This is a genomic window from Planctomycetota bacterium, from assembly GCA_016125255.1.
Taxonomy (GTDB): domain Bacteria; phylum Planctomycetota; class Phycisphaerae; order Phycisphaerales; family Zrk34; genus RI-421.
The window spans coordinates 931,542-953,684 of record WGMD01000002.1; the positions used below are offsets into that span (position 1 = coordinate 931,542).

Annotated in this window: 17 protein-coding genes; 6 read left to right on the forward strand and 11 right to left on the reverse strand. The window is 63.3% G+C overall.

What is annotated here, in order from left to right:
• Position 1 precedes the first annotated feature (1 nt).
• The 5 genes from GC162_05135 to GC162_05155 all read right to left on the reverse strand — a co-directional run bounded on the left by GC162_05135 (position 2) and on the right by GC162_05155 (position 5,543).
• Positions 2-1,525, reverse strand: a complete 1,524-nt coding sequence (locus tag GC162_05135; protein MBI1368020.1) for a carboxypeptidase M32 — start codon at positions 1,523-1,525, stop codon at positions 2-4.
• A 15-nt stretch (positions 1,526-1,540) separates the two neighbouring features.
• On the reverse strand, positions 1,541-3,070 hold the full coding sequence (locus tag GC162_05140) for a trypsin-like serine protease (GenBank protein MBI1368021.1): 1,530 nt from the start codon (positions 3,068-3,070) through the stop codon (positions 1,541-1,543).
• A gap of 92 nt (positions 3,071-3,162) precedes the next feature.
• Entirely contained in the window at positions 3,163-3,891 is a 729-nt protein-coding gene (locus GC162_05145; GenBank protein MBI1368022.1) for a prepilin-type N-terminal cleavage/methylation domain-containing protein, read from the reverse strand.
• A gap of 121 nt (positions 3,892-4,012) precedes the next feature.
• A complete protein-coding gene (locus GC162_05150; GenBank protein MBI1368023.1) occupies positions 4,013-5,191 on the reverse strand; it encodes a M20/M25/M40 family metallo-hydrolase in 1,179 nt (392 codons plus the stop codon).
• 148 nt (positions 5,192-5,339) lie between these two features.
• Positions 5,340-5,543, reverse strand: coding sequence for a type II toxin-antitoxin system HicB family antitoxin (locus GC162_05155; GenBank protein ID MBI1368024.1), 204 nt, complete (start codon positions 5,541-5,543; stop codon positions 5,340-5,342).
• A 76-nt stretch (positions 5,544-5,619) separates the two neighbouring features.
• Between GC162_05155 and GC162_05160 the strand changes: the two genes are divergently transcribed.
• On the forward strand, positions 5,620-6,093 hold the full coding sequence (locus GC162_05160) for a hypothetical protein (GenBank protein MBI1368025.1): 474 nt from the start codon (positions 5,620-5,622) through the stop codon (positions 6,091-6,093).
• A gap of 18 nt (positions 6,094-6,111) precedes the next feature.
• Here GC162_05160 and GC162_05165 read toward each other — a convergent pair whose 3' ends face one another.
• Positions 6,112-6,771, reverse strand: coding sequence for a PEP-CTERM sorting domain-containing protein (locus GC162_05165; GenBank protein ID MBI1368026.1), 660 nt, complete (start codon positions 6,769-6,771; stop codon positions 6,112-6,114).
• Positions 6,772-6,826: 55 nt separating this feature from the next.
• Entirely contained in the window at positions 6,827-7,738 is a 912-nt protein-coding gene (locus tag GC162_05170; protein MBI1368027.1) for a PEP-CTERM sorting domain-containing protein, read from the reverse strand.
• 313 nt (positions 7,739-8,051) lie between these two features.
• On the opposite strand from GC162_05170, the gene GC162_05175 reads away from it, so the two are divergent.
• Entirely contained in the window at positions 8,052-10,217 is a 2,166-nt protein-coding gene (locus GC162_05175) for a hypothetical protein (GenBank protein MBI1368028.1), read from the forward strand.
• A gap of 7 nt (positions 10,218-10,224) precedes the next feature.
• Here the strand turns inward: GC162_05175 and GC162_05180 are convergent, their stop codons facing one another.
• Positions 10,225-10,878 (reverse strand): MBL fold metallo-hydrolase, encoded by a 654-nt coding sequence (locus tag GC162_05180; GenBank protein MBI1368029.1) that lies wholly within the window; start codon positions 10,876-10,878, stop codon positions 10,225-10,227.
• Between the two features lie 171 nt (positions 10,879-11,049).
• Between GC162_05180 and GC162_05185 the strand changes: the two genes are divergently transcribed.
• Both GC162_05185 and GC162_05190 read left to right on the forward strand, forming a co-directional pair.
• Entirely contained in the window at positions 11,050-12,675 is a 1,626-nt protein-coding gene (locus GC162_05185; protein ID MBI1368030.1) for a citramalate synthase, read from the forward strand.
• Positions 12,676-12,762: 87 nt separating this feature from the next.
• Entirely contained in the window at positions 12,763-14,730 is a 1,968-nt protein-coding gene (locus tag GC162_05190) for a transketolase (protein MBI1368031.1), read from the forward strand.
• Here GC162_05190 and GC162_05195 read toward each other — a convergent pair.
• The 3 genes from GC162_05195 to GC162_05205 form a co-directional block, all read right to left on the reverse strand.
• Positions 14,722-16,119, reverse strand: coding sequence for an amino acid permease (locus tag GC162_05195; protein MBI1368032.1), 1,398 nt, complete (start codon positions 16,117-16,119; stop codon positions 14,722-14,724). The two genes, GC162_05190 and GC162_05195, sit on opposite strands and share 9 nt — an antisense overlap.
• Entirely contained in the window at positions 16,088-17,083 is a 996-nt protein-coding gene (locus GC162_05200; protein ID MBI1368033.1) for a DUF3800 domain-containing protein, read from the reverse strand. The genes GC162_05195 and GC162_05200 overlap by 32 nt, the downstream gene beginning before the upstream one ends.
• A 131-nt stretch (positions 17,084-17,214) precedes the next feature.
• Positions 17,215-18,813 (reverse strand): molybdopterin-dependent oxidoreductase, encoded by a 1,599-nt coding sequence (locus tag GC162_05205; protein ID MBI1368034.1) that lies wholly within the window; start codon positions 18,811-18,813, stop codon positions 17,215-17,217.
• Positions 18,814-18,931: 118 nt separating this feature from the next.
• Between GC162_05205 and GC162_05210 the strand changes: the two genes are divergently transcribed.
• Together GC162_05210 and GC162_05215 are read left to right on the forward strand one after the other, a co-directional pair.
• Positions 18,932-19,747 (forward strand): 4-hydroxy-tetrahydrodipicolinate reductase, encoded by an 816-nt coding sequence (locus tag GC162_05210; GenBank protein ID MBI1368035.1) that lies wholly within the window; start codon positions 18,932-18,934, stop codon positions 19,745-19,747.
• A 156-nt stretch (positions 19,748-19,903) separates the two neighbouring features.
• The gene (locus GC162_05215; protein MBI1368036.1) at positions 19,904-22,135 is read left to right on the forward strand and encodes a DUF1549 domain-containing protein; all 2,232 of its coding nucleotides are present in this window, start codon (positions 19,904-19,906) and stop codon (positions 22,133-22,135) included.
• The last annotated feature ends 8 nt before the right edge of the window (positions 22,136-22,143 follow it).

Consider the following 22,143-nt stretch of genomic DNA (forward strand, 5'->3'; position numbering starts at 1 on the left):
GTCACTTCAATCCGTAAATCGGCCGCAGTTTTTGCCGCAGATGGCGCAGAAGCGGCTCAGCGCTGAGCGCTTCGCCCGTCACGTGCATGCACAATTCGTCCGCCCGGTAGCGCATCGCATGCTGATGAATGTTCGCCGCGAGCCAGTCGACCAGCGGCGCAAAGTCACCCGCGGCGAAGCGCCCGTCCAGATCGCCGATGTCCCGCCGGGCCTGTTCGTAGAATTGGGCCGCGTAAAGATTGCCCAGCGTGTACGTCGGAAAATATCCGATCGCGCCCTGCGCCCAGTGCATGTCCTGCAAACATCCCCGCCGATTGTCCGGCACGTCGATGCCCAGGTATTGCCTGTACTTCTCGTTCCAGGCCGCGGGCACGTCCGCCGCGCTTAAGTCCCCGCGGACCAGCGCCCGCTCCAGGTCGAAGCGCACCATGATGTGCAGGTTGTAGGTCGCTTCGTCGGACTCGGTGCGGATGAGACTGCGTGCGACGATGTTCGCCCCGCCGTAGACGTCGTCGAAGGTCAACCCGTCCGTCGCCGCGCCGAAAAATTCGCGCAGCTTCGGATAGCACCATCGCCAGAACGCGGCGCTGCGGCCGACCTGATTCTCGATCAGGCGCGACTGGCTTTCGTGAATCGACAGCCGCACGGCGTTGCCCATCGGCGTCCCGGTGTGCTCGCCGCCGGGGACGTGCTGGTTGTAGATGCCGTGCCCGGATTCGTGCAGGGTCGAGCCCAGCGAATCGTTGAGCATGTACTTCTGAAACCGCGTCGTCATGCGCACATCATCACGATGCAGCGGCAGACAGAACGGATGCGACGACTCATCGACCCGCCCCCGCGAAAAATCGAAGCCGACCTGCTCGGCGACGTGACGCACGAACGCGCGCTGTTTGTCGATCGGAAGCTCGAGCGTATTGAACGCATCGCTCGGCGGCGTCCCGTCATCGAGCAGCTCGCCCACAAGCTCGACCAACTCGCCGCGCAGCGGCGCGAACAGGGCCGCCGACTGCACCGCCGTCAACCCCGGCTCGAACCCGTCCGCCAGCGCGTCCCACGGCTCGCCCTCCCCCCAGCCCAAACAAGCCGCCTTCTCACGCAGCAGCCCGACGATCTTCTTCAACCACGGCTCGAAGGCCGCGAAGTCATCGCGCTTCCGCGCCTCCGCCCATGCGCTCTTGGACAGCGTCACCGCCTGCGACAGCGCTTCGACCAGCGACGCGGGCAGCTTCGTATTCCGGTCGAAATCCCGGCGGATTTCCCGCAGATTGACCGCGCTGACGCTTAGCGGATCGTTCGTCAACGACGCGTCGGCCTCGCACGCGCTCAACCATTCGTCCATGCGCGGATCGGTGCGCCATTCATGCACGAGCCGCGCCGTCTGCGCGATCTGCCGGGCGCGAAACTCCACCGCCCCGCCGTGCCGCGGCATCATCACTTCCTGATCCCAATTGAGCAGCGCGACCGTCGAATTGAGCAGGCCGATCCGCTGAACGTGGTCGATGAGCTGCGCGTAGGGGCTCGACATCACCGCATCACTCCATCACGGCGTCTTCTTCTCGAACACATCGCGCAGATCGTCGGAGTACGGCTGGCGGATGCCGTTGTCGTTGAGAATGTCCTCCGACGCCGCCTCGATCTCGGCGCGGCGGAAGACGAGCATCTCGCCGTGATTGCCCGCGAACTCGAAGGTGATGTACTCGTCCTTGGCGTCGCGGAGGAGCTGCGCCAATTGATGCAGACTCTTGACCTCTACGCCGTTGACGCTCGACACGACCTGCATCGTGTGATCGGAATAGCCCTTGACGAGTTTGTGCGGGAGGAAGGGCGAAGCGATGATCACCAACTCCTGAACCTCGCCGGGCTGATCGAGCGTGCGCGTCACCAGCGGGCTGGCCGACACGGCCAGATAGCCGATGAGCCGGCCGGCGGACTGAAGGGTCAGCGTATCGGCGGGGCTGAACACGAGCGGGCCGTACACGAAGTAGCGCGGATAGTGATCGTCGTTGGCGGGAATCAGTCGCGGCCGATGCGTCTCGACGGGCAATTGCATGGGCATCGGCTTGCCGTCGCGGAGAACCGTGACGTCGAGCTTGCCGTCCTTGGCCAATATCGGCACAAGGTAGTCGAATCGCAGGCGCAGGTCGGAGCCGACGGCGACGCTGCCCTCGGAGTCGATCGGATGGTCGCCGATTTTCGTGATCACATCACCGGACAAGAGCGATGCATCCGGGTCGAAGAGCTTTTCGACCATCACGCCGCCCGTCCCTTCGGGCAGTTTGAGCCGCGCCCGCAGCGCCTCGTTCTCGACATCCTGAAAGAGCATCGTCGAAAGCGTCGGCTTGCCGTCGTACTGACCGTCGGCGACATCGTCGAGAAAGCGCTTCACTTCCTCGGCGGGGATGAGGTAGCCGATGTTCTCGGCTTCCTGCATGCGGCTGAAGACGACGCCGGTGATGACGCCGTCGACGATGGCGGGGCCGCCGGAGTTGCCGGGGTTCAGGGCCGCGTCGATCTGCATGCGGAGTCCGCCGACGCTGTGGTAGTACGTGCCGTACTCGATGCGCGAGACGATGCCCTGCGTGACGGACATTTCGGTCCCGCCCATCGGGTAGCCGTACACCGTGACATTGGCGCGCATCGCCGGTAGGGCCGCGGCGAGCTTGAGCGGTTCGTGCGTGTCGAAGAACGATTCGTCATCGAGCTTGAGGATCGCCAGATCCATGCCCGGCGCGACGAACTCGACTTTCGCGGCGATCTTCTGGGCCGAGTGATTGGGCTGCACGTAAATCTGACTCGCGAACGCCACGACGTGCGCGTTGGTGAGAATGCGGTGCCCATCGATGACGGAGCCGGACCCGCTGATATCGGCGGGGTTCTCCTTGGCCCATGGGCGAAAGACGTTGGGCCGCCGGACGGTCGAGAGGATCTTCACCACCGACTCGCGCACCTTGTCGACCTGCGCGGGCGTGTCGGTCGGGGCGGGCGGCGCGGTTGGCGTCGGCTGCGCCATCAGGGCGTTTTGAATGCACACGAACAGCAGCAGCGCAAGGACAGGATGACGCATCAGCATGGAAGCCCCCAGCCGGTAAATGAGCGGTTGTTGAACGGGAATCGGCACACGCGCGGATGATATCACACCGCCGCGCCGCGCACCAAATGCAATCAATACGCCGTCCCGCCGGGGCCCCAGAGCCACCTGCGGAACTCGGAAAAGTCCTTGGTGATGAGCTGCACCGAGCCGTCGATCATCAGGGCGTTGTAGTGGTCGTAGGTGAGACTTTGATAGTCGGACATGACCAGCTTGTCGCGCGACTGCTCGCCGACGAAGAGAATCTGATTGGAGTGCAGCTTCCCGCCGCCCTGATCGAAGCGGTCCTCATCCATGGTCTGATGCTTCCAGAACCACGTGTACGAGCCCCAGTACTTGCCCAGGGCCGGATCGCCCGCGTCGGGCGGGTTGGGTGTGTACTGCTTGTCCCGGTCATATTCCGAGAGCGGACAGAAGAACAGATAGTGGTCCTTCTCCGAAAGGAATCCGCCGGGCTTGGCCTGCGCGGTGGGCTTGCCGGGTTCGAGTTGATCGGAGCGCAGGCCGATCAGCGCGATGGCGGGATTGCCCAGCTTGTTGGGGAACGCCTCCTCCTGCCCTTCCCAACCGTAGTCCGCCGTGCCATTGCCGAAGATCCACGGCTCCGTCTGCCGGTAGGCCTGCATGTAGAACTCGGTGGCGATGCGGACCTGACGCTGATTCGATGCGCACACCGTCACCTTCGCGACGTTCCGCGCCTCGGTCAGCGAGGGGAGCAGAATGGCGATCAACAGCGCAATGATCGCCACCACCACCAGAAGCTCGATTAACGTGAAAGCCGTGCCTCGTCGCAATGTCATCATCCACGAAGTGAAAGCGCTGCCCACGCACCGTATCGCCCCCAACCGGCGCGATGAGCGTTCCAAATCAGTATACAAACCACGAGAAATCACGACAATCGAAAAATCCCAGCCCCTCGCAAAATCATGCCCCAGCCAGACGCAGGGCGATGCGGCAGGCGGCGTGATACTGCGGGAGATTGAGCGATTCCTTCGTCGTGTGAATGTCCTTCTGACCGGCGCCGAGGGTCACGGTGGCGATGCCGTGCGCGTTGAGGTAATTGGCGTCGAGCCCACCGTTGGCGATCCGGTACGTCGCCTTGAGCCCGGCGGCGCGGGCGGCCTCGGCGGCGGCGAGGACGACGGGCGCCGTCGGGCGCAGCGCGAATGCCTCGTAGTCGTGCTGCACGCTGATCTTCACCGAGCCGCGGCGACCCGCATCATTCCTCACGTGCCGCGCCGCTGAGGCGAACGCCTTGCGATACGCGGCGACGATGCGCTTGCGGAAGGCGCGATCGTGAGCGCGCGCTTCGGCGCGGAGGCGCAGATGATCGGTGACGACGTTCGTCGCCGCCCCGCCTTCGATGACGCCGACGTTGCTCGTGCCGCGGTGGCGACCTTTGCGGACGAGGCCGTGCCATCCGCCGGCGTCGAGGTCGGCGATGGCGCGGGCGGCGATGACGGTCGCGCTGACGCCGCGCTCCGGATGCACGCCCGCATGCGACGCCACGCCGCGGATGTCGATGTTCATCCGATACGCCCCCGTCGCCCCGATGACGAGCTCCGCCGGCTTCCCGCCGTCGAAGTTGAACCCCAGCCGCGGCGATTTGAGCAGTTTCACATCCACATGCCGCGCCCCGATGAGCCCGACTTCCTCCTGCACGCACCACAGGAACGTCAGTGGCGGGTGGGGGAGTTTGTACTTCAGCAGCGTCGTGAGCGCCGTGAGGATCACCGCCGAACCGGCGCGATCGTCGCCGCCGAGTCCGGTGTTGCGATCGGCGGAGACGATGCGGTTGCCGCGCCGGACGGGTTTGCATCCGACGCAGATGGGCACGGTGTCCATGTGGGCCGAGAGCATGCGGCGTGGTTCGCGCGTGCGGCCGGTCGAGCCGGGGAGCGTCACGATGATATTCCCGCATTCGCCGCCGAAGGGGCTTTCCGTATGCGCCTTGTCGCGCTTGATTGAAGAAGCGGGTACAGCGGCGGCGCGAAGCTGCTCGATGATGAACGCCGCGATCTGCGTCTCGCGCCCCCATTGCCCGGGGATCGCCATCATCTTCATCACCAGCGCCTGCGCCTGTTTGCGATTGGGTTCGTGCATCACGATACGGTACACGCTCGACTCACCCGCCGCGAGCGGCGTCGTCTTTTGCCTTGCGATGACAATTGACAAATGCCTAATGCCTAATGACCAATGCATTTGTCATTAGGCATCAGGCATTTGTCATTGGTCATATCGAACCCCGCTCTCACTCAACGGGGTTCGCCGGGATCCGCTGCTCGACTTCGCGCGGGTCAGCGGACTCGAAAAACTGTTCCACCGCCTCGGTCAGGTTCCGCTGCGCTTCTTCGACGCTCGCCCCCTGGCTGGCGATGTCCAGTTCGGGACACAGCGCGACAAAACCGTCCGATTCGCGTTCGATCACGGCGGTCAGTCGTTGAATCCGTTTCATGTGCTGCGGCTCCGACATGCGTGCCATTATAGTCGAGCCCGCCGCGAGCGGCGTCGCGAAGCGGTAGAATCGAATCATGCCCGATGCGCCTGCGACGATCATCATTCGACATCAGAAAGAGAACCTCGCCAAGTGTTCACTCAAAGGCATCAGCGCGCGGGCGGAGGTGAAGATGCTGCGCTATCCGCTCAAGGGGCCGATCGATTTGACCGGCCGCATCGCGCTGACGCTCGACGCCCCGCCGCTGTCGCGCGACGATGCCGACACGGGGCTGGTGCTGCTGGATGCAACGTGGCGTCATGCGGAGCGGATGACCAGCGGCCTGCGGCGTGAACTGGCGACAACTATCCCGCGCTCCCTGCCGGGCGATTTCGTCACGGCGTACCCTCGCTGCCAAACCGCCTGCCCCGACCCGACGCGCGGACTGGCGAGCATTGAGGCGCTGTTCATCGCGTACCACCTCCTCGGCCGGGACACGACCGGCCTCCTCGACCATTACCTCTGGCACCAACAGTTTCTGGAATCGAACGCAGCGCTGCTCTCATGCTGAAGCATTGAAGTCAATTCATCACCGACGACGGCGGCGACCGATCAGCGCGGCGCCGGCGAGAAGGATGCTCAGCGAGGCCGGCTCGGGGACCGGCCCGAACACGAGGTACTGGCCGGGGTTGCCCAGGTCGCCGGACGTGGCCAGATACGAACCGTACACGTCGCCGACGAACGAAGTATCAACGGCCGACGGATCGTTCGTGCCCAGCGCGCCAAGCTGAATGTTCCCGCTGACGTCCTGCGTGCGGAGCGTGCCGGGGAAGTTCTGATCGCCGTAGGTCAGACGATCCACGAGGTTGCCCATGTCGTCGAACAGGTTGATCTCGTCATTACGGCCGAGGTTGTTGGTGTACTCGCCGATGACCTTCACCGAGTTGGGCAGACTCCACGCGGCGCGGAAGTCGGCTTCGGTGGCTTCGGTGATGACGACCGATTCGCCGGCGGCGAGCGTGCCGAAGGCCGACAGGTCCAGCACGCCGGGCGTGCGGCTGTCATCGTCATACGACCATCCGGTCAGATCGACGCTCGTCAAGCCGACGTTCGTGAACTCGACATACTCGCCGGGCACGCCTGAGTACATCCATTCGGTGATGCGGACGACCGCGTGAGCCGGGCTCGCGGCGGCGAAAGCGACGGCGAACATCATCACGGACAAAAACGCATTCTTCTTTGCGAACATGGTGGTCTCCCGCCTGCGTGAACGACAGGCATAAAAGGGTGCTTTCTCGAACTTTTCAGCAGGTTTTCATCGCGCGGCGCTTGCGAAGGCGAAGGCCCGCCAGTGCGGCGAAGCCGACGAGTCCGCTGGCGGGCTCGGGCGTGAGCGAAGCACGCGGCGTCAGCACGAAGAGCTTGGGCGCTTCGCCGACGATGTAGATGTTGCCGTCGAAGTCGATGGTCACACCTTCTAGGTCCCCGCCGAGCCCGGTCAGGTCGAACATGCTCAGCACGTTGCCGTCGCGATCGACTTCAAGAAGCTTCTGCGACTCCTGGCTGATGATCAGCAGATTGTCGCGATCCATGGAGCCGGCCAGCGAAGGCACGATCGAAAGCACCTGAATGTCCGACAGGTCCGTGACGCCAAGGTTCGGCGTGAACAGGTCCATCACCGCCGCCGTCCCGGCGTCAAAGTCCGCGTCCACCTCGTACGCCGCCTGAAGTTGCTTTTCCTTCACGGCGTAATACTTGCCGGTCGACGGCTCGAACGACACGCCCTCGATGCCGATGTTCCCGATCGTCGGCCCGAGTGAAACGCTCTTCAAACTCGAACGATCCACCGTGCCGCCGGACACATAAGTGGACTTGAACAGATCCTGCAATCGCTCCTCGGTAAGCACGAACTGTCCGTTGCCGATGTACGTCATGCCTTCCGTGTCGTCGAAGTTTGTCAGCGTCATCGACGAAAGCGTCACACCCATGCGATCGACCTCAACCACCGCATCGCCTTCGTCGCCGAGCACGAAGAACGTGTCGGTGTCGAAGTTGTACGCCATCGCCGACGCTTCCGACGCGAGGATGGGGTCGAGGTCGAACGTCCCCGTCAGGTCATATTGCGAAAGATCGACATGCGTGACGATGCCGAACGCGGTGGAACAAAGCAGGCACAACGCAGCCAACGACTTTCCAATCATTTCCAATGCTCCCATCACAAAGAGGAGCGTCCTTTAGAACGGATTGATGTTCAAGACCCATCAGCAAAATGCCCGAATTCGGTTAAATTGAGGCCAAAATGCTGGGAAATGTGATGTTTTAGTGAGATAAATTAGCTTGCCTTCGGAATGGGAGGCATTAGAATAGTTCTTGTTTCGGGTCGGGTACTCCATTTCAAGGAATCGACACATGTGGAGAAAGTGGTCCGTTGCATGCGGCATGGCGGTTGTCGTGGCGATCTGTTGTCGATCGGCGTCGGCGGTGACGTTTGATCTCTTGGTCGCTTCGGGCGGCGCGGCGCCGGGAACGATGTCGACGATCGGCGATCTATCGGAGGAATCATCGCCGCTGCCGGCATTGGATCGGGGCACGGCGATTTTCGGCGCGACGCTCGACGACGGCAATCGCGTGCTGTACGAAGCGCTGGGGCCGGGCAACATCATTCTGCTGGCGGATCAGAACACCGCAGCGCCCGGCGGCGGTGCCTTCAACGGCGGGTTCCGCGACATCTCGATCTACGATGGCAACGTCGCCTTCCGCGCCGGCGTCAACGGGCAGACGAAGCTCATGTACTACGACGGCTTTTTCAAGGATTTCCATGAAGTGGCCACCACAACGACGCCGGTCGATCTGATCGGCGGCGGCACGACAAGCGTGCAGTTCCCCAACGATGTGAGCGTCGGGCCGCAGGGCGTCATCTTCAACGGCAGTCCGACGATCTCGAGCGGGCGCGGCTTGTATTTCTGGAACGGAACGAGCGTGAAGGAAATCGCACCGCCGACCGAAAAGGTGTTCAACCCCACGCTCACATCGCAGGGCGCTTTCTACTCCGGCGGGCCGATTCAGGAGCGGCTCCAGCGCGTCGACCCCGGCACGGCGTCGCTTTCGACCGTCTTGGACAATACCACGCCGATCCCCGACGGGTCCGGCCAGTTCACGCAATATGAGAGTCTTTCGGCGCGCGACAGCGGGATGGCCTTCTTCGGATTCTCCGGCACCGGGGGAAACAGCGGGTTTTACGCGCTGATCGGCGGTTCGACCGATCCGATCCTCATCGTCAACAACACCTCCGTCCGGCCCACCGGCGGCAACTTCTCAAACTTCGGCGATCTGGCCTTCGGCACCGTCACGCAGGGCAAAGCCAACGTGCTGTTCACCGAAGACGGAACGCTCTATCACGCCCTGAGCGACGGCACCGACATGACCTACACGCCGCTGCTGTCCGCCGGCGATCAGATCGACGGCCGCACCATCGCCGGCATCCGGCTCAGCAAGGACGCCTTCGACGGAAGGCACGCCATCGTCTACACCGACTATGAAGACGGCGGCAACGGGCTTTACTACGTCGACCTCGAAAACGGGGCCGACCCCGACGCCGCCCTGCCCCGGCGCGGATTTCACGTCGAAGCCCATCTCGAGCATCACGACGATCTGACCTTCCTGAAAGTGCTTCCCGACACGGTCTATCAGGTCGTCAGCAATATCGATGAAGTCGTCGATGACCGCACCTTCGCTTCGGTCCAGCGCAAGCTCACGCCCAGCTACAATCTTCAGCCGCCGGGCGCGGTGGCGGATGTCTCGTTCGATGAAAACTTCGCCCGGGTCAACGCCGAGGCGACCGAGCAGGAACTGCCCTTCATGCCCGGCGTCTTCGGCCCGGTGGTCCGCGCCATTAGCGCCGCCCAGTACGAAAAATCCTACAACGCCGACATCAACTCCGATCCGGAGCTGCGCCGCCGCAGCACCTTCACCGAAGTTCAGGCCATCGCCAAAGCGGTTTCCTATTACCGTGCGATCGGCGGGAATCTCGGCGATCCGACGACCGTCGGCCTGGCCTTCACCTTCGACGGTTTCCTTCAGGCCGACGACGGCACCTTCCCGCCCCTGACCGATGAGACATCCAATAATTCGCCCGTCTTCCCCCATTCGGAAATCAGTCTGAAAATCTCCGTCACCGTCGACGGCCGCACCGCCGTGCTCTTCGATGGAGCCGCGTTCACCGTCGCTGACGTGGCGCGCAACGGCCGGGGGTTGAACGATACGGTGGACCCCGTCAATACGTTCCTTCTCGAAAAGATTCCCTCGGCGTCGGACGTCAATTTCTGGTCCGTCAATGTCTCACGATTCATCGAGAATGCGTTTGAGGATGTGGAGCATTTCTTTGCGGATGGGGCGGTCCACGTCGGCGATCTGGTCGCGCTTCAGGTCGAGTTGACCACGAACGTCAGCGGCGTCGGCGGACTGCTGCCCTACGGCGGCCCGACGCTCAACGGCGACATCCTGCCCAACTCCGTCAACGGCGCCTTCTCCGATTTCTTCAACACGCTTCAGGCCGGCCTGTTCTCCAACACCGACGGCATCGGTCTCATCCTCGTCGATGAAAACGGCCGCCCGATCGGCGCCGTCCCCGAACCAACCGCCGGCTTTGTCATGCTCAGCTTGGTGCTCATCAGCTCGCGTCGCCTGCGGCGATGATGAAACATCATTGCAGATATGGATTCATCCGGCGCTCCCGGCCGATGGTCGTGCTCTGCATGTGACCGGGGTAAATCTTCGTTTCGTCGGGCAGGGTCAGAAGCTGCTCATGAATCGATCGCATCAGCGCCTGCGGATCGGACGTCGGAAAGTCGTAGCGGCCGATCGAATCGCGGAAGAGTGTGTCGCCGGTGAAGGCGAGTTGATGATCGGGCTGATGGAGACAGATGCCGCCGGGGCTGTGGCCGGGGGTGTGACGGATTTCAAAAGTCAGATCGGCGAGCGAGAGCGTGTCACCGTGATGCAAAAGTCGATCGGCGGCGGGCGCAACGATCGGAAACCCGAACCCCGCCGAGAGATTCAACTCCGCATCGGTTAGAAAATCCGCCTCCGCCTCGTGAATCAGAATCGGGACATCCGGGAAAGCATCGCGCACTTCACGCAGACCGGCGATGTGGTCGGCGTGGGCATGGGTCAGCACGATCAGTTCGGGCGCGAGATGCCGCTGACGAATGGCGTCGATCATCGGCTGCGGATTGAACCCGGCGTCAATGATCCAGCACGCTTTGGAACCGGCCGGGTGGGTCACGTAACAGTTCGTCTGCCACGGGCCGAGCGTGAAGGGATGGACCATCGGGCTCTGCGGGGACTGATGCGTCATGTTGTTTTCGCCGATGAGAGGGGTATAATGGAGTCCGTATGAACAGCCGAATCGCCAGCATCATTATTATTTCAAACCATACCAAACGGTAGGGCTGGCGATCATACACACGAACCACCAAACCCTGCCGCCGAGCAGGGTTTTTTTGTAGAGCCACTTTCGAGAACCCCCATGAGCACCGATCAACCGCATCTACCAACCCGCGTTGAAATCTACGACACCACCCTGCGCGACGGCACACAGGGCGAAGGCGTGAGCTTCTCGCTCATCGACAAGGTCAAGATCGCTCATCACCTTGACGCCCTCGGCGTGGACTACATCGAAGGCGGGTTCCCGCTCTCGAATCCCAAGGACATCGCGTTCTTCGAGGAGATGGCGCGCACGCGGCTCAAGCACGCCAAAGTCTGCGCCTTCGGCATGACCCGTCGGCGCGGCGTCAAGGCGGCGGACGACGTCGGCATGAAAGCCCTCGTCAACGCGCAGACGCCGATCGTCACCATCGTCGGCAAAACATGGGACCTGCACGTGGACGAAGTGCTTCAAGTCTCGCGTGAGGAAAACCTGGCGATGATCCGCGAGTCCGTGCGGTTCTGCTCTGAATCGGGACGCGAGGTGTTTTATGATGCGGAGCATCTATTCGACGGGTACCGCGCCAATCGTGAATACGCCTTGCAGACTTTGCGGGCGGCGCTCGAAGGCGGAGCGACCCGGCTCGTACTCTGCGACACCAACGGCGGGTCGATGCCCGAATGGGTCGCGCAGGTCGTCAGCGAACTGCGCGAAGCGCTCGGCGCCGATGTGAACTTCGGCATTCATCCGCATAACGATGCCGGTCTGGCCGTCGCCAACACGCTCGCCGCGCTCAAACAGGGCGCGATGCAGGTGCAGGGCACGATCAACGGCATCGGCGAACGCTGCGGCAACGTCGATCTGACGACCGTCATCGCCAACCTCCGACTCAAGTACCGGACCGCGTGTCTGCACGACAACGGCGCCGATGCGCTGAAGCGCCTGACCGAGACGAGCCGGTTCGTGTATGAGCTGGCGAACATGAATCTGCGGGAGAATCAGCCCTACGTCGGCCCGGCGGCGTTCGCGCATAAAGGGGGCATGCACGTGCATGCCGTCAACCGGCTCGCGCGCAGCTATGAGCACGTCGAGCCCGAATCGGTGGGCAACACCCGCCGCGTGCTCGTCAGCGAACTGTCGGGCGTGTCGAACATCAGCGCCACGCTCGGGCGGAAGTTCAACATCGAAAACGATAAGGAGGTGCAGCGCCGCGTGCTCGAGCGTGTGCAGAAACTCGAGAACGCCGGCTATCAATTTGAAGCGGCGAACGCCAGCTTCGAGCTTTTGCTGTATGGCGAGATGGGCAAGCGCCGCCCGTACTGGAAGCTCGATCACTACCGCTGCGTGATTCTCAAAACCAACGGCGACGCCCCGACGACCGAAGCGATCGTCAAGCTTTCCGTCGGCGGGGAGATCGAGCATCGCGTGGCTGAAGGCGACGGCCCGGTCAACGCTCTCGACGCCGCCATGCGCAAATGCCTCAAGGACCACTACCCGCAGCTTCAAACCGTGCACCTGCGCGACTTCAAGGTCCGCGTGGTGAATGCCGCCGACGAGACGGCCGCGAAGGTGCGCGTCATCATCGACTTCGCCGTCGCCGACCCGGACAAGGCCGACCGCTACTTCTCGACGATCGGCGTGAGCGAGAACGTGGTCGAAGCCGCATGGGCCGCCATCATCGACGCCTTCGAGTACCACCTGCTCGAATGCGAAGCGACGCCGGTGTGAAACGGGCAGGTTTCTTGACGATTCGTGCTTGCTCCCGTCGCGCGCATGGCGGATAATCCGGCCTTCAATATCGAAAGGACTCCGACCATGGCGATCGACGCCTCCATTCACGCCAAAGCGGTCGAGCTTACCAAGCTGTCGATTCAGATGACGACGGCGGCGGGCAGCGGGCATCCGTCCACCGCGGCCAGTCTCTCGCATCTGATCACCTGCCTGATGTATCAACACATGCGCTACGAGCCGGCGAACCCGAAGCATCCGGGTTCCGATCGACTCGTGCTCTCCGAAGGCCACGCCGTGCCGATCGTCTACGCGGCGTGCGCCGATCTGGGCGTCGCCATCGGCAAGGGCAAATTGCATCCGATGACGCGCGACGATGCGATGACGCTGCGCGAGGTCGGCTCCGTCGTCGACGGGCATCCCAATCCGCTGGAGGGCTTCCCCTTCTTCGATTCGGCGACGGGTTCGCTGGGGCAGGGACTGTCCACGGCGGCGGGCTTGGCGCAGGCGGCGCAGCTCGACGGGATCGCCAAGCGGATCTTCTGCATCATCGGCGACGGCGAGTCGCGCGAGGGGCAGGTCGCCGAGGCGCTCGACTACATCATGGATGCCAAGCTCACCGCCGTCCTGCCGATCTTCAACTGCAACGTGTACGCGCAGTCGGACAAGGCCAGCCCGCAGCAGCAGGCCGACACGATGGTCGCCAAACTCAAGGCCTTCGGCTACGACGTGCGCGACATCAATGGGCACGACCCCAATGCGATCCTCGCCGCGCTCGCCGAACACGCCGCCCGCGCTGACGCCGGCCCCGGCCAGCCCATCGCCATCGTCGCCCGCACGACCAAAGGATGGGGCGCCGCGTCGATGCAGGGCAACGGTCATCACGGCACACCGATCAAACCCAATGAGGTCGACCACATCTTCGCCGAGCTGGACGCGACGGCCGCGCACGTCGGTGCGGCATGGACCGATGGCGATCTGGCGATCGCGCCCATCACCGCGAAGGTTCCCGACGCCCCGGCCGTCACGCCCGCGCCTTCGTTCACCGAAGCGCTGATCAAATTCGGCAAAGCGGACGCGCTGGCCAAGGGCAAGTTCTCGACGCGGCGGGCCTACGGCGTCGCCGTGCGAGCGGCCGGTCACGCCAACCCGCGCATCGTCGCGCTCGATGCCGACGTGCGCGGCTCGACCTACGCCGACGACTTCGCCAAGGACGCCGACCTGGCCGCGCGATTCTTCGACTGCCGCATCGCCGAGCAGAACATGGTGAGCGTCGCGGCGGGCTTCTCGGCGGGCGGGAAGATTCCGTTCATCTCGACGTTCGCCAAGTTCCTGACGCGCGCGTACGACCAGATCGAGATGTCGATCAACAGCGGCGCGAACCTCAAGCTCATCGGCTCGCATGCGGGCGTCTCGCTGGGCGCCGACGGGCCGAGCCAGATGGCGCTGCCGGACGTGGCGTGGTTCCGCTCGTTCACCTCGGTGAAGTTGCCCGACGGCAGGCCGGCGATGTATGTGCTTCAGCCGTCCGATGCGTTCGCGACGTATGCGCTGGTGCAGGCGATGGCGGCGCATGACGGGCCGTGCTACATGCGGACGCTGCGACCCGACACCGAGCTGCTCTACGACGACAAGACCGAGTTCACGCTCGGCGGACACGAGGTCATCGCCGAGGGCAACGATCTTTTGATCGTCGCCAGCGGGTACATGGTGCACGAAGCGAACCGCGCCCTCGACGGACTGGAGGAAGCGGGGATCTCGGCGACGCTGGTCGATCTGTACTCGCTGCCGTTCGACGAAGAGGCGCTGCTCGATCTGGCGCAGGAGAACAACGGCATGGTGCTCACCGTCGAGGACAACTACGGCGCGGGCGTCGGCGGCGCGGTGGCGTCGGCGCTGGCGGAGGACGGGGGAAGCTTCACGCTCAAGCAGATGACCGTCGAGCGCGTGCCCAAGAGCGGCAAGACGCCCGATGATCTATTGAAGCTGCTGCGTCTGTCGGCGGACGACATTGTCCGCACCGCGCGGGAGCTGATGGAGCTCGCCTCACCCTGAATGGGTCGAGGACTTGTCGGGCTCGGCGGGAGCGGGCGGGACGGAGCCGCCGATCGTGCGATGGCGGTAATAGGCCGTGATGGTGCGCCACACGAGACCGACGCCCAGCAGGATCAGCCCGGTGATCAGCGCCTTGCGATCGACGCACGCCGCCAGAGACAGACACGCCAAGAGGCCCAGCACGGCGAACACGCGCGGAAACCGGCGGTGTTTGGCCGGCAGACACAGCGCGGCGAGATTGGTGAGCCCGTAGTAGATCAGCACGGTGAAGGCGCTGAGCGACCATGTGTAGCGCACATTGCCGATGTAGATCAATCCGATCACGATCAGTCCTACAAACAGGACGGCCAGATAAGGCGTCTGCCCCTCTTCGTCGAGCAAGGCGAGGAAGCGCGGCATGTCGCGCCGCCGGCCCATCGCCAGCACGACCCGCGAGAGCCCCAAGAGCAGATTCAGCAGGACCGCGCCCATCGCCGTGATCGCCCCGATGCTCAGCGCGATCGCCAGCCGATGCTTTTCCAGTTGCTCGGCGATGGCTTGAAGCGGCGCGTTGCCGTGCTCGGTCGCGTGCAGGTAAAAGCGCGGGCCGACGTTGCCGACGCTCACGAACGCGACGGCCAGATAGAGCGCGACGGCGATGAGCAGCGAAGTGACGATTGCGATGGGGATGTTGCGCTGCGGGTGTTTGATCTCTTCGCCGAGCGTGGCGACGCGGCCGAAGCCGGTGAAGGCGACGAAGACGAGTGCGGCTGCTTCGAGGAATTCGTGGAGTGAGAAAAAGTTCCGCTGCCAGTCGCCGCTCACGTCGACGGGCGCCTGGGGCCAGAACGGATGCATGTACTCGACGGACCCGACGATCGCCGGGTGCATGCCGATGACGATGTAGCTCAGGAGCGCCGCCAGCGTCACGGCGACGAGCGCGGCGTTGACGAGATTGGAGAGCCGAATGCCGCCGGCGGCGATGATGATGAGCAGCGCGGCGGAGCCGACGGCGACCCAGACGTGCACGGCGGGCGAAGTGATGTCGGTCAGGGCGAGGGCGGCGCCGGCGATGCCCAGCGCGGCGGTGGCGGCGGAAGCGCTTTTGGCGGTCAGGAACATCCAGCCGGCGAGGAACCCGAGACCGGGCGTGAGGTAGCGGTGGCCATATTCGTAGGTTCCGCCGCTGACGGGGAAACTGGCGGCGAGCTGGGCGCTGGACAGGGCGCTGCACAGGGCGGCGGCGCCGGCGAGAACGATGGCGACGAGCAGCGACGGCCCGGCGGAACCGGCGGCGAGGCCCAGACTGATGAACACGCCCGTGCCGAGAATCGACCCAAGGCCGAGCAGAATCGCGCTGATGAGACCGACCGTTCGTTTAAGTTGCTCTGCCGGCATCGCCATTCTCATCACGTAAGTCGTCGACATCTTCAAACAACCCGGCATCCACTGGCGCATGTCCTTTTTCCTGACAAATCAGGCACCTGCAAGATTGCCTGGAGCAGTAGTGGCGCAAACCGTGCAGATGCCCGCCCGCTCGATCAAACTGATGAAAAATGCGACGAAAATTGACTTCTTCCAAGTTGGGCCGAGTATTCGCCCGCTCCACATACCGCCTCAGCACATATGCACACAAGTCCACTGCCTGAACGGCGGAGACCATCTTGCTGTCAACAAAGAACGGTGATTCAAGCACATGATTGACTTTACCCCAAGGATGGCCTTGGGCGCGAAATCGCGTGAATAGGTCTCGCATTGTCTCCGCATGTGACGGCTCATCATCCATGACCATTAAGCCTTTGTCGACACCCGTACCTGGGGCGTTGCGATTATAACGATCTAGAAACATATCAAAACGGGAAACCAACTGTGTGAACGTGTGTTCGACAGCATCGCGCGCACCCGTTTGCTTCGCCAAGTATCCTTTATCGACAACCTCGCCGAACAACTGAATGCCTGTATGAGTGCCAATCAATTCAATCGCTTCTTGCAACAGTCGCGTTCGCTCACTTCGCAGCAAGTGGACAAACGGATCCGTGGCTCGATACTTTTTTAGCTTCCGGCGGCGTTCCTCGCCCTTGAGTAATGCGATTTTTTGGGACCGCCTTTCCAATACGGCACATCGCCGTTCATTCCAATTCAGTTCACAAAAATTTTCGATTTCATCCTGTTCGCTGATGGTCGTGCAGAAGTCCTTGGCGTGAAGTTCAAACTCAACGCCAGGACACGAGTAACGTGCTTTGAGCGTATTGAATCGGCTTTCGAGTGCAAACCAAGTACCTTCGTGGACACAAATACCCGCCATCGCATACAGAGGTGAAGCGCCATGTGCGACTTCAGGCTGGCCGGAAGCGTCTACGTAAAGAATAAACATAAAAAAGGAGGCCCGGGTGGGGTTTCGCCCCAATGGTCCTGAAGACCTCCCAAGCCCCTTTGAAAATCATTGATGTTTTGAGAATCGACTATTCATTATTGGCGCTGAACCGACATCAAGCAAATTTTCCGTCAAAGCTCCACGTACTGCATCTGCGCGTGCGCGGCGGACTTGCCGGCGGGCGGATGCACTTCGCTGACCAGCGCCCCGCCGATCTGCTGACGCGCCGCGGCGACGTCGAAGCGCGCCGGCTCGATCTTCCCGGCGGCGACGAGCAGGTCCAGCGCGATCTGGCCCTCCGGCCGCACGAACTCCGCCAACGGCAGCGCCGCCTCGAAGGCCTGAAGACGATTGTTCACGTTCTCGAACGTCCCGGCCTTCTCGGCCCACGTCGCGGCGGGCAGCACCACGTTCGCCTTCTTCGTCAGATCGTTCGGCAGCGTGTCGATGAGCACGGTGAATTTGCCGCTGGCGACGTCGACGAGCTCCTTCGTGACCCATGCCGACGGGTAATTGCCCGTCAGCACCACGGCGTCGACTTCCTTGAGCTTGGCGATCAGATCCTTGTACTCGACGAACCCGTTGTCGCCGGCGATCTGAGCGAGCATGCGACGCACGCCGCGCGCGTTGGGGGCTTTCTCGGCATAGACGGTGTATCCGCCGCCGAAGGTCTTGTCTTCGCCCTGCCGCGGCACCGGGCCGACGGCCAGCAGCGCCCCCTGATGCAGCGTCCGCATCGCCGTCGCCATCGTGTACGCGTCTTCGCAACTGAGCATGGGCGAGATCACGACGGCGACTTTCTTGCCCGACAGCCCCATCGTCGCGCGGGTCAGCGCGGTCTTCCAGTCCGTCTGTTCGCCATCGACCATCGGCGAAACAAGCCGCGACTCGTCATGCACGAATTTCCACCCGTAGCGCACTTCGTCGCTGATCCACCATTTGTTGACCGCGGCGTTCTCCCGCGGCTTGATGCGCCAGATGCGGCCCTGATTGTGATCGATCCAAATGTTGTCGCCCGAGCACGTGATCGGGTCGATACTCGGCGTGGACTTGAGGAACCACACGCGCTGCTCGAACAGAAAATCCTTATCAAGTAAAGCCCCGACGGGGCAGATGTCCACCACGTTGCCGGACAGTTCATTGTCCAATGGGCGACCGGGGAACACGTCGATCTCCTCCTTGTTGCCGCGGCCCTGCACGCTCAACTCGCCCTCGCCGCTGACTTCGCGCGTAAAGCGGACGCAGCGGGTGCACATGATGCAGCGATCGGAGTAGAGCAGCACATGCTCGCCGATGTCTTTTTTGGGCTGCTTGACCTTGTTCTCTTCGAAGCGCGAGCTGGCCCGGCCGTAGCGATAGCTGTAGTCCTGCAGGTAGCACTCGCCGGCCTGATCGCAGACGGGGCAGTCCAGCGGGTGATTCAGAAGCAGGTACTCCATGACCGCCTTCTGATTCGCCTGCGTCTTGTCGGATTGCATGTGCACGACCGCACCGTCGGCGGCGGGGTGCTGACAGGTCGGCACGAGCTTGGGGATCAACGCCAGCTTGCCATTGTCGCGCGGGTTCGGCTCCGACACCTCCGCCAGACAGATGCGGCAGGAGGCCACGATGCTCAAACCGGGGTGATAGCAGTAGCTGGGGATCTCGATGCCGTTTTCCTGAGCGACCTGAAGGACGGTCTTGCGGCCTTCGAAGGTGCAGACTTTGTCACCAATGGTAATGCTGGGCATGGCGCATCTCGTGCTTGCGGAAGGAAACGACCGGGTCGGACCGGCCAAAGCTTCATCGTATCACAATCACCTGTCGATGCCAGTTGCGCCGAGTGGGTCAGACGCTACAATGCCCCTCATGAATGCCAACGCCAATCCGATCGCACTCGCCATCGCCGGGGCCGCCGGGCGCATGGGCCAACGGCTCATCGCGCTGGCCGCCGCCATGCCGCAGTTCCACCTCGCCGGGGCCTTCGAAGCCCCCGGCAACCCGGCCGTCGGGGCTGACAGCGGGCTGACCGCGGGGATCAAGCCCAACGGCGTCCCCATCACCGATGGGTTCCACAGCCCCGCCGCGGTGGTCATCGACTTCACCGCCCCGGCGGCGACGCGGGCGCTGATCGCAAGGTGCGTGGACCGCGATGTGAGCATGGTGATCGGCACGACCGGGCTGACGGGGGAGGATCACGCCCTGATCGACGAAGCCGCCAAAACCATCGCCGTCCTGCAAGCCCCCAACACCAGCTTGGGCGTCAATCTGCTGCTTTCGCTCGTCGCCCGCACGGCCCAGCAGCTCGGCGACGACTACGACATCGAGATTCTCGAAGCCCATCATCACCATAAAAAAGACGCCCCGTCCGGGACCGCGCTGGCGATCGCCGAGTCGATCTGCAAGGCGACGGGCAAGAGCATGTCGGGCGATCTGGTCATGGAGCGCGTCGGGCACGACTGCGTCCGCGAGCGCGGCAAGATCACGATGCAGTCGCTGCGCATGGGCGACGTCGTCGGGGAGCACACGGCTTTCTTCGCCGGCGTCGGCGAGCGGCTGGAGCTGACGCACAAGGCCTCGAGCCGGGACACCTTCGCCCGCGGCGCCCTCAAGGCGGCGGCCTGGCTTTCGGGTAAGCCCGCGGGTCGGTACGGCATGAAGGATGTGCTGGGCCTTGCCGATTGACCGCTGCGGCGGATGGGCGAATTTCATGGGGATTTTTCGATCAATCGGGGGTCGCGACCGCCGGGGGAGCGATATACTTGAACGATCCGATCGCCGACGGGGATCGGCTTTTGATGATCCGCTCCAATAGGGGAATCCGCCGTGAGGGCCCAACCGATGCGAACACGACGCGAGCTTGCCCGATGGGCGGCGGTCGGCGTCGTGATGGCGCTGGCGGCGGGCGCGTGGGCGGGTGAACCGGTCAGCTTCCAGCGCGATGTGATGGCTGTGCTCAGCAAGGCCGGTTGCAACATGGGGGCCTGTCACGGCGGCAAGGAAGGCAAGGGCGGATTCCAACTTTCATTGCGCGGGCAGGACCCGGGCCTGGACTTCGTCGCACTGACCAAAAGCACCAAGCGCGTCGTGCCCGCCGATCCCGATGCGAGTCTCATCCTTCGCAAACCGACGCTCAAAGTGACGCACGAAGGCGGCAAACGATTTGACGCGGACTCGATGGCGTTCCGCATTCTGCGCGCATGGATCGCGGATGGCGCGCATGACGACGCGGCGGGGCTGGCGAAGCTGACGGACCTGAAGGTGACACCGGCGGAATCGGTGCTCGCCGAGCCGAACTGGTCGGTAGAGGTCAAAGCCATCGCGGTGTTCTCCGATGGTTCGACGCGGGATGTGAGCGATCTGGCGGTGTACGAGCCGGCGGACTTGCTCTCGGAAGTCGATGCACGCGGCCGCATCACCACCGAGCGGGCGGGCGAAAGCACGGTGGTGGTGCGCTATCTGAATCAGCAGCGGGCGGTGCGCCTGGCGTTCGTGCCCCGCCGGCCGGGGTTCGTCTGGGCCGATCCCCCGGCGAGCAATGACATCGACAAGGCGGTCTTCGCGAAACTCAAGACGCTGCGGATGGATCCGTCGGCCTTGTGCGACGACGCGACGTTCGTCCGGCGGGCGTACCTGGACATCCTCGGCCTGCCCCCCACTGCCGACGAAGCCCGCCGTTTCGTCGCCGACACCGCGGCGGACAAACGGGCGCGGGTGATCGACGCCCTGCTCAATCGCCCCGAATTCGCGGATTTCTGGGCGCTCAAGTGGTCGGACCTTCTGCGCAATGAGGAGAAGGTGCTCGACAAGACGGGCGTGAGCAAGTTTCACGACTGGGTGCGGCAGGCGATCGACGAAGGCATGCCGCTGGATGTCTTCGCGCGGCAGATTCTTTCGACCGTCGGCAGCAGCTACAAAAATCCGCCCGCCAATTTCTATCGCGCCCTGCGCCATCCGACGAACCGCAGCGAAACCATCGCGCAGATCTTCCTCGGCACGCGGCTCCAGTGCGCCCAGTGCCACAATCATCCGTATGAACCGCTGACCCAGTCCACGTATTACAGCTTCGCTGCGGCGTTCGACGGGATCGGCTACGACATCGTCGAAAACAAGCGCACCGACAAGAACGACAAGAACCAGTTCATCGGCGAACAGATCGTTCAGCTCGACGGGAAGCGGGAAGTGGTGGACCCGCGCACGAAGGCGAACCCGGAGCCGACGATGCTGGACGGGACGACGAAGCTGGTGTTCGCGGATGAGTCGAACCGCCTCGAACCCGCGGCCCGGTGGATCACCGATCCGTCGACGGCCGGCGGGCAGCGCTTCGCCGAAGTGCAGGCCAATCGCATCTGGTACCACATGATGGGTCGCGGCGTGGTGGAGCCGGTCGATGATTTCCGCATCACCAACCCGCCGGTGAATCCCGCGCTGCTCGATGTGCTGAGGCGCCGATTCGTCGCCAGCGGGTACGACCTGCGGGACATGATCCGTTTCATCGCCAATTCGCGCGTGTACCAGCTTTCGTCGGAGCCCAACGAGACGAACGCGGGCGACGATCGCAACTTCGCCAGCGCGATCGTTCGTCGCCTGCCGGCGGAGGTGATCGCCGACGCGGTGAGCCGGACGCTGGACGTGCCCGTGGCGTACAGCGAGGACGAGAGCGACCTACGCGCGGTGCAGTTGCCGGGCGTCGCTGCGGTTTTCGGGCGGCATGAACTGACGAACGGCGCCCGGTTTCTGCGGCTATTCGGGAAGCCGCCGCGACTTTTATCGAGCGAATGCGAGCGATCGGACGAGACGGCGTTGGGTCAGGTGCTGGAGCTGACCAGCGGGCCGATGATTCATGAAGCACTGACGCGGACGGACAACGTGTTGGGCCGGTGGGTCGATTCGAAGTTGTCGGACGGCGAGATTGTGGATGAGCTATTGTGGCGGGCGCTGAACCGGGGGCCGAGCGAGCGCGAGCTGGTGGCGATGGTCAAGTATCTGCACGATTCGCCGGACCGGCGGGCGGCTTTGGAGGACATGGCCTGGGGCGTGCTCAACGCCAAGACGTTCCTGCTGCGACATTGATTTGAGAC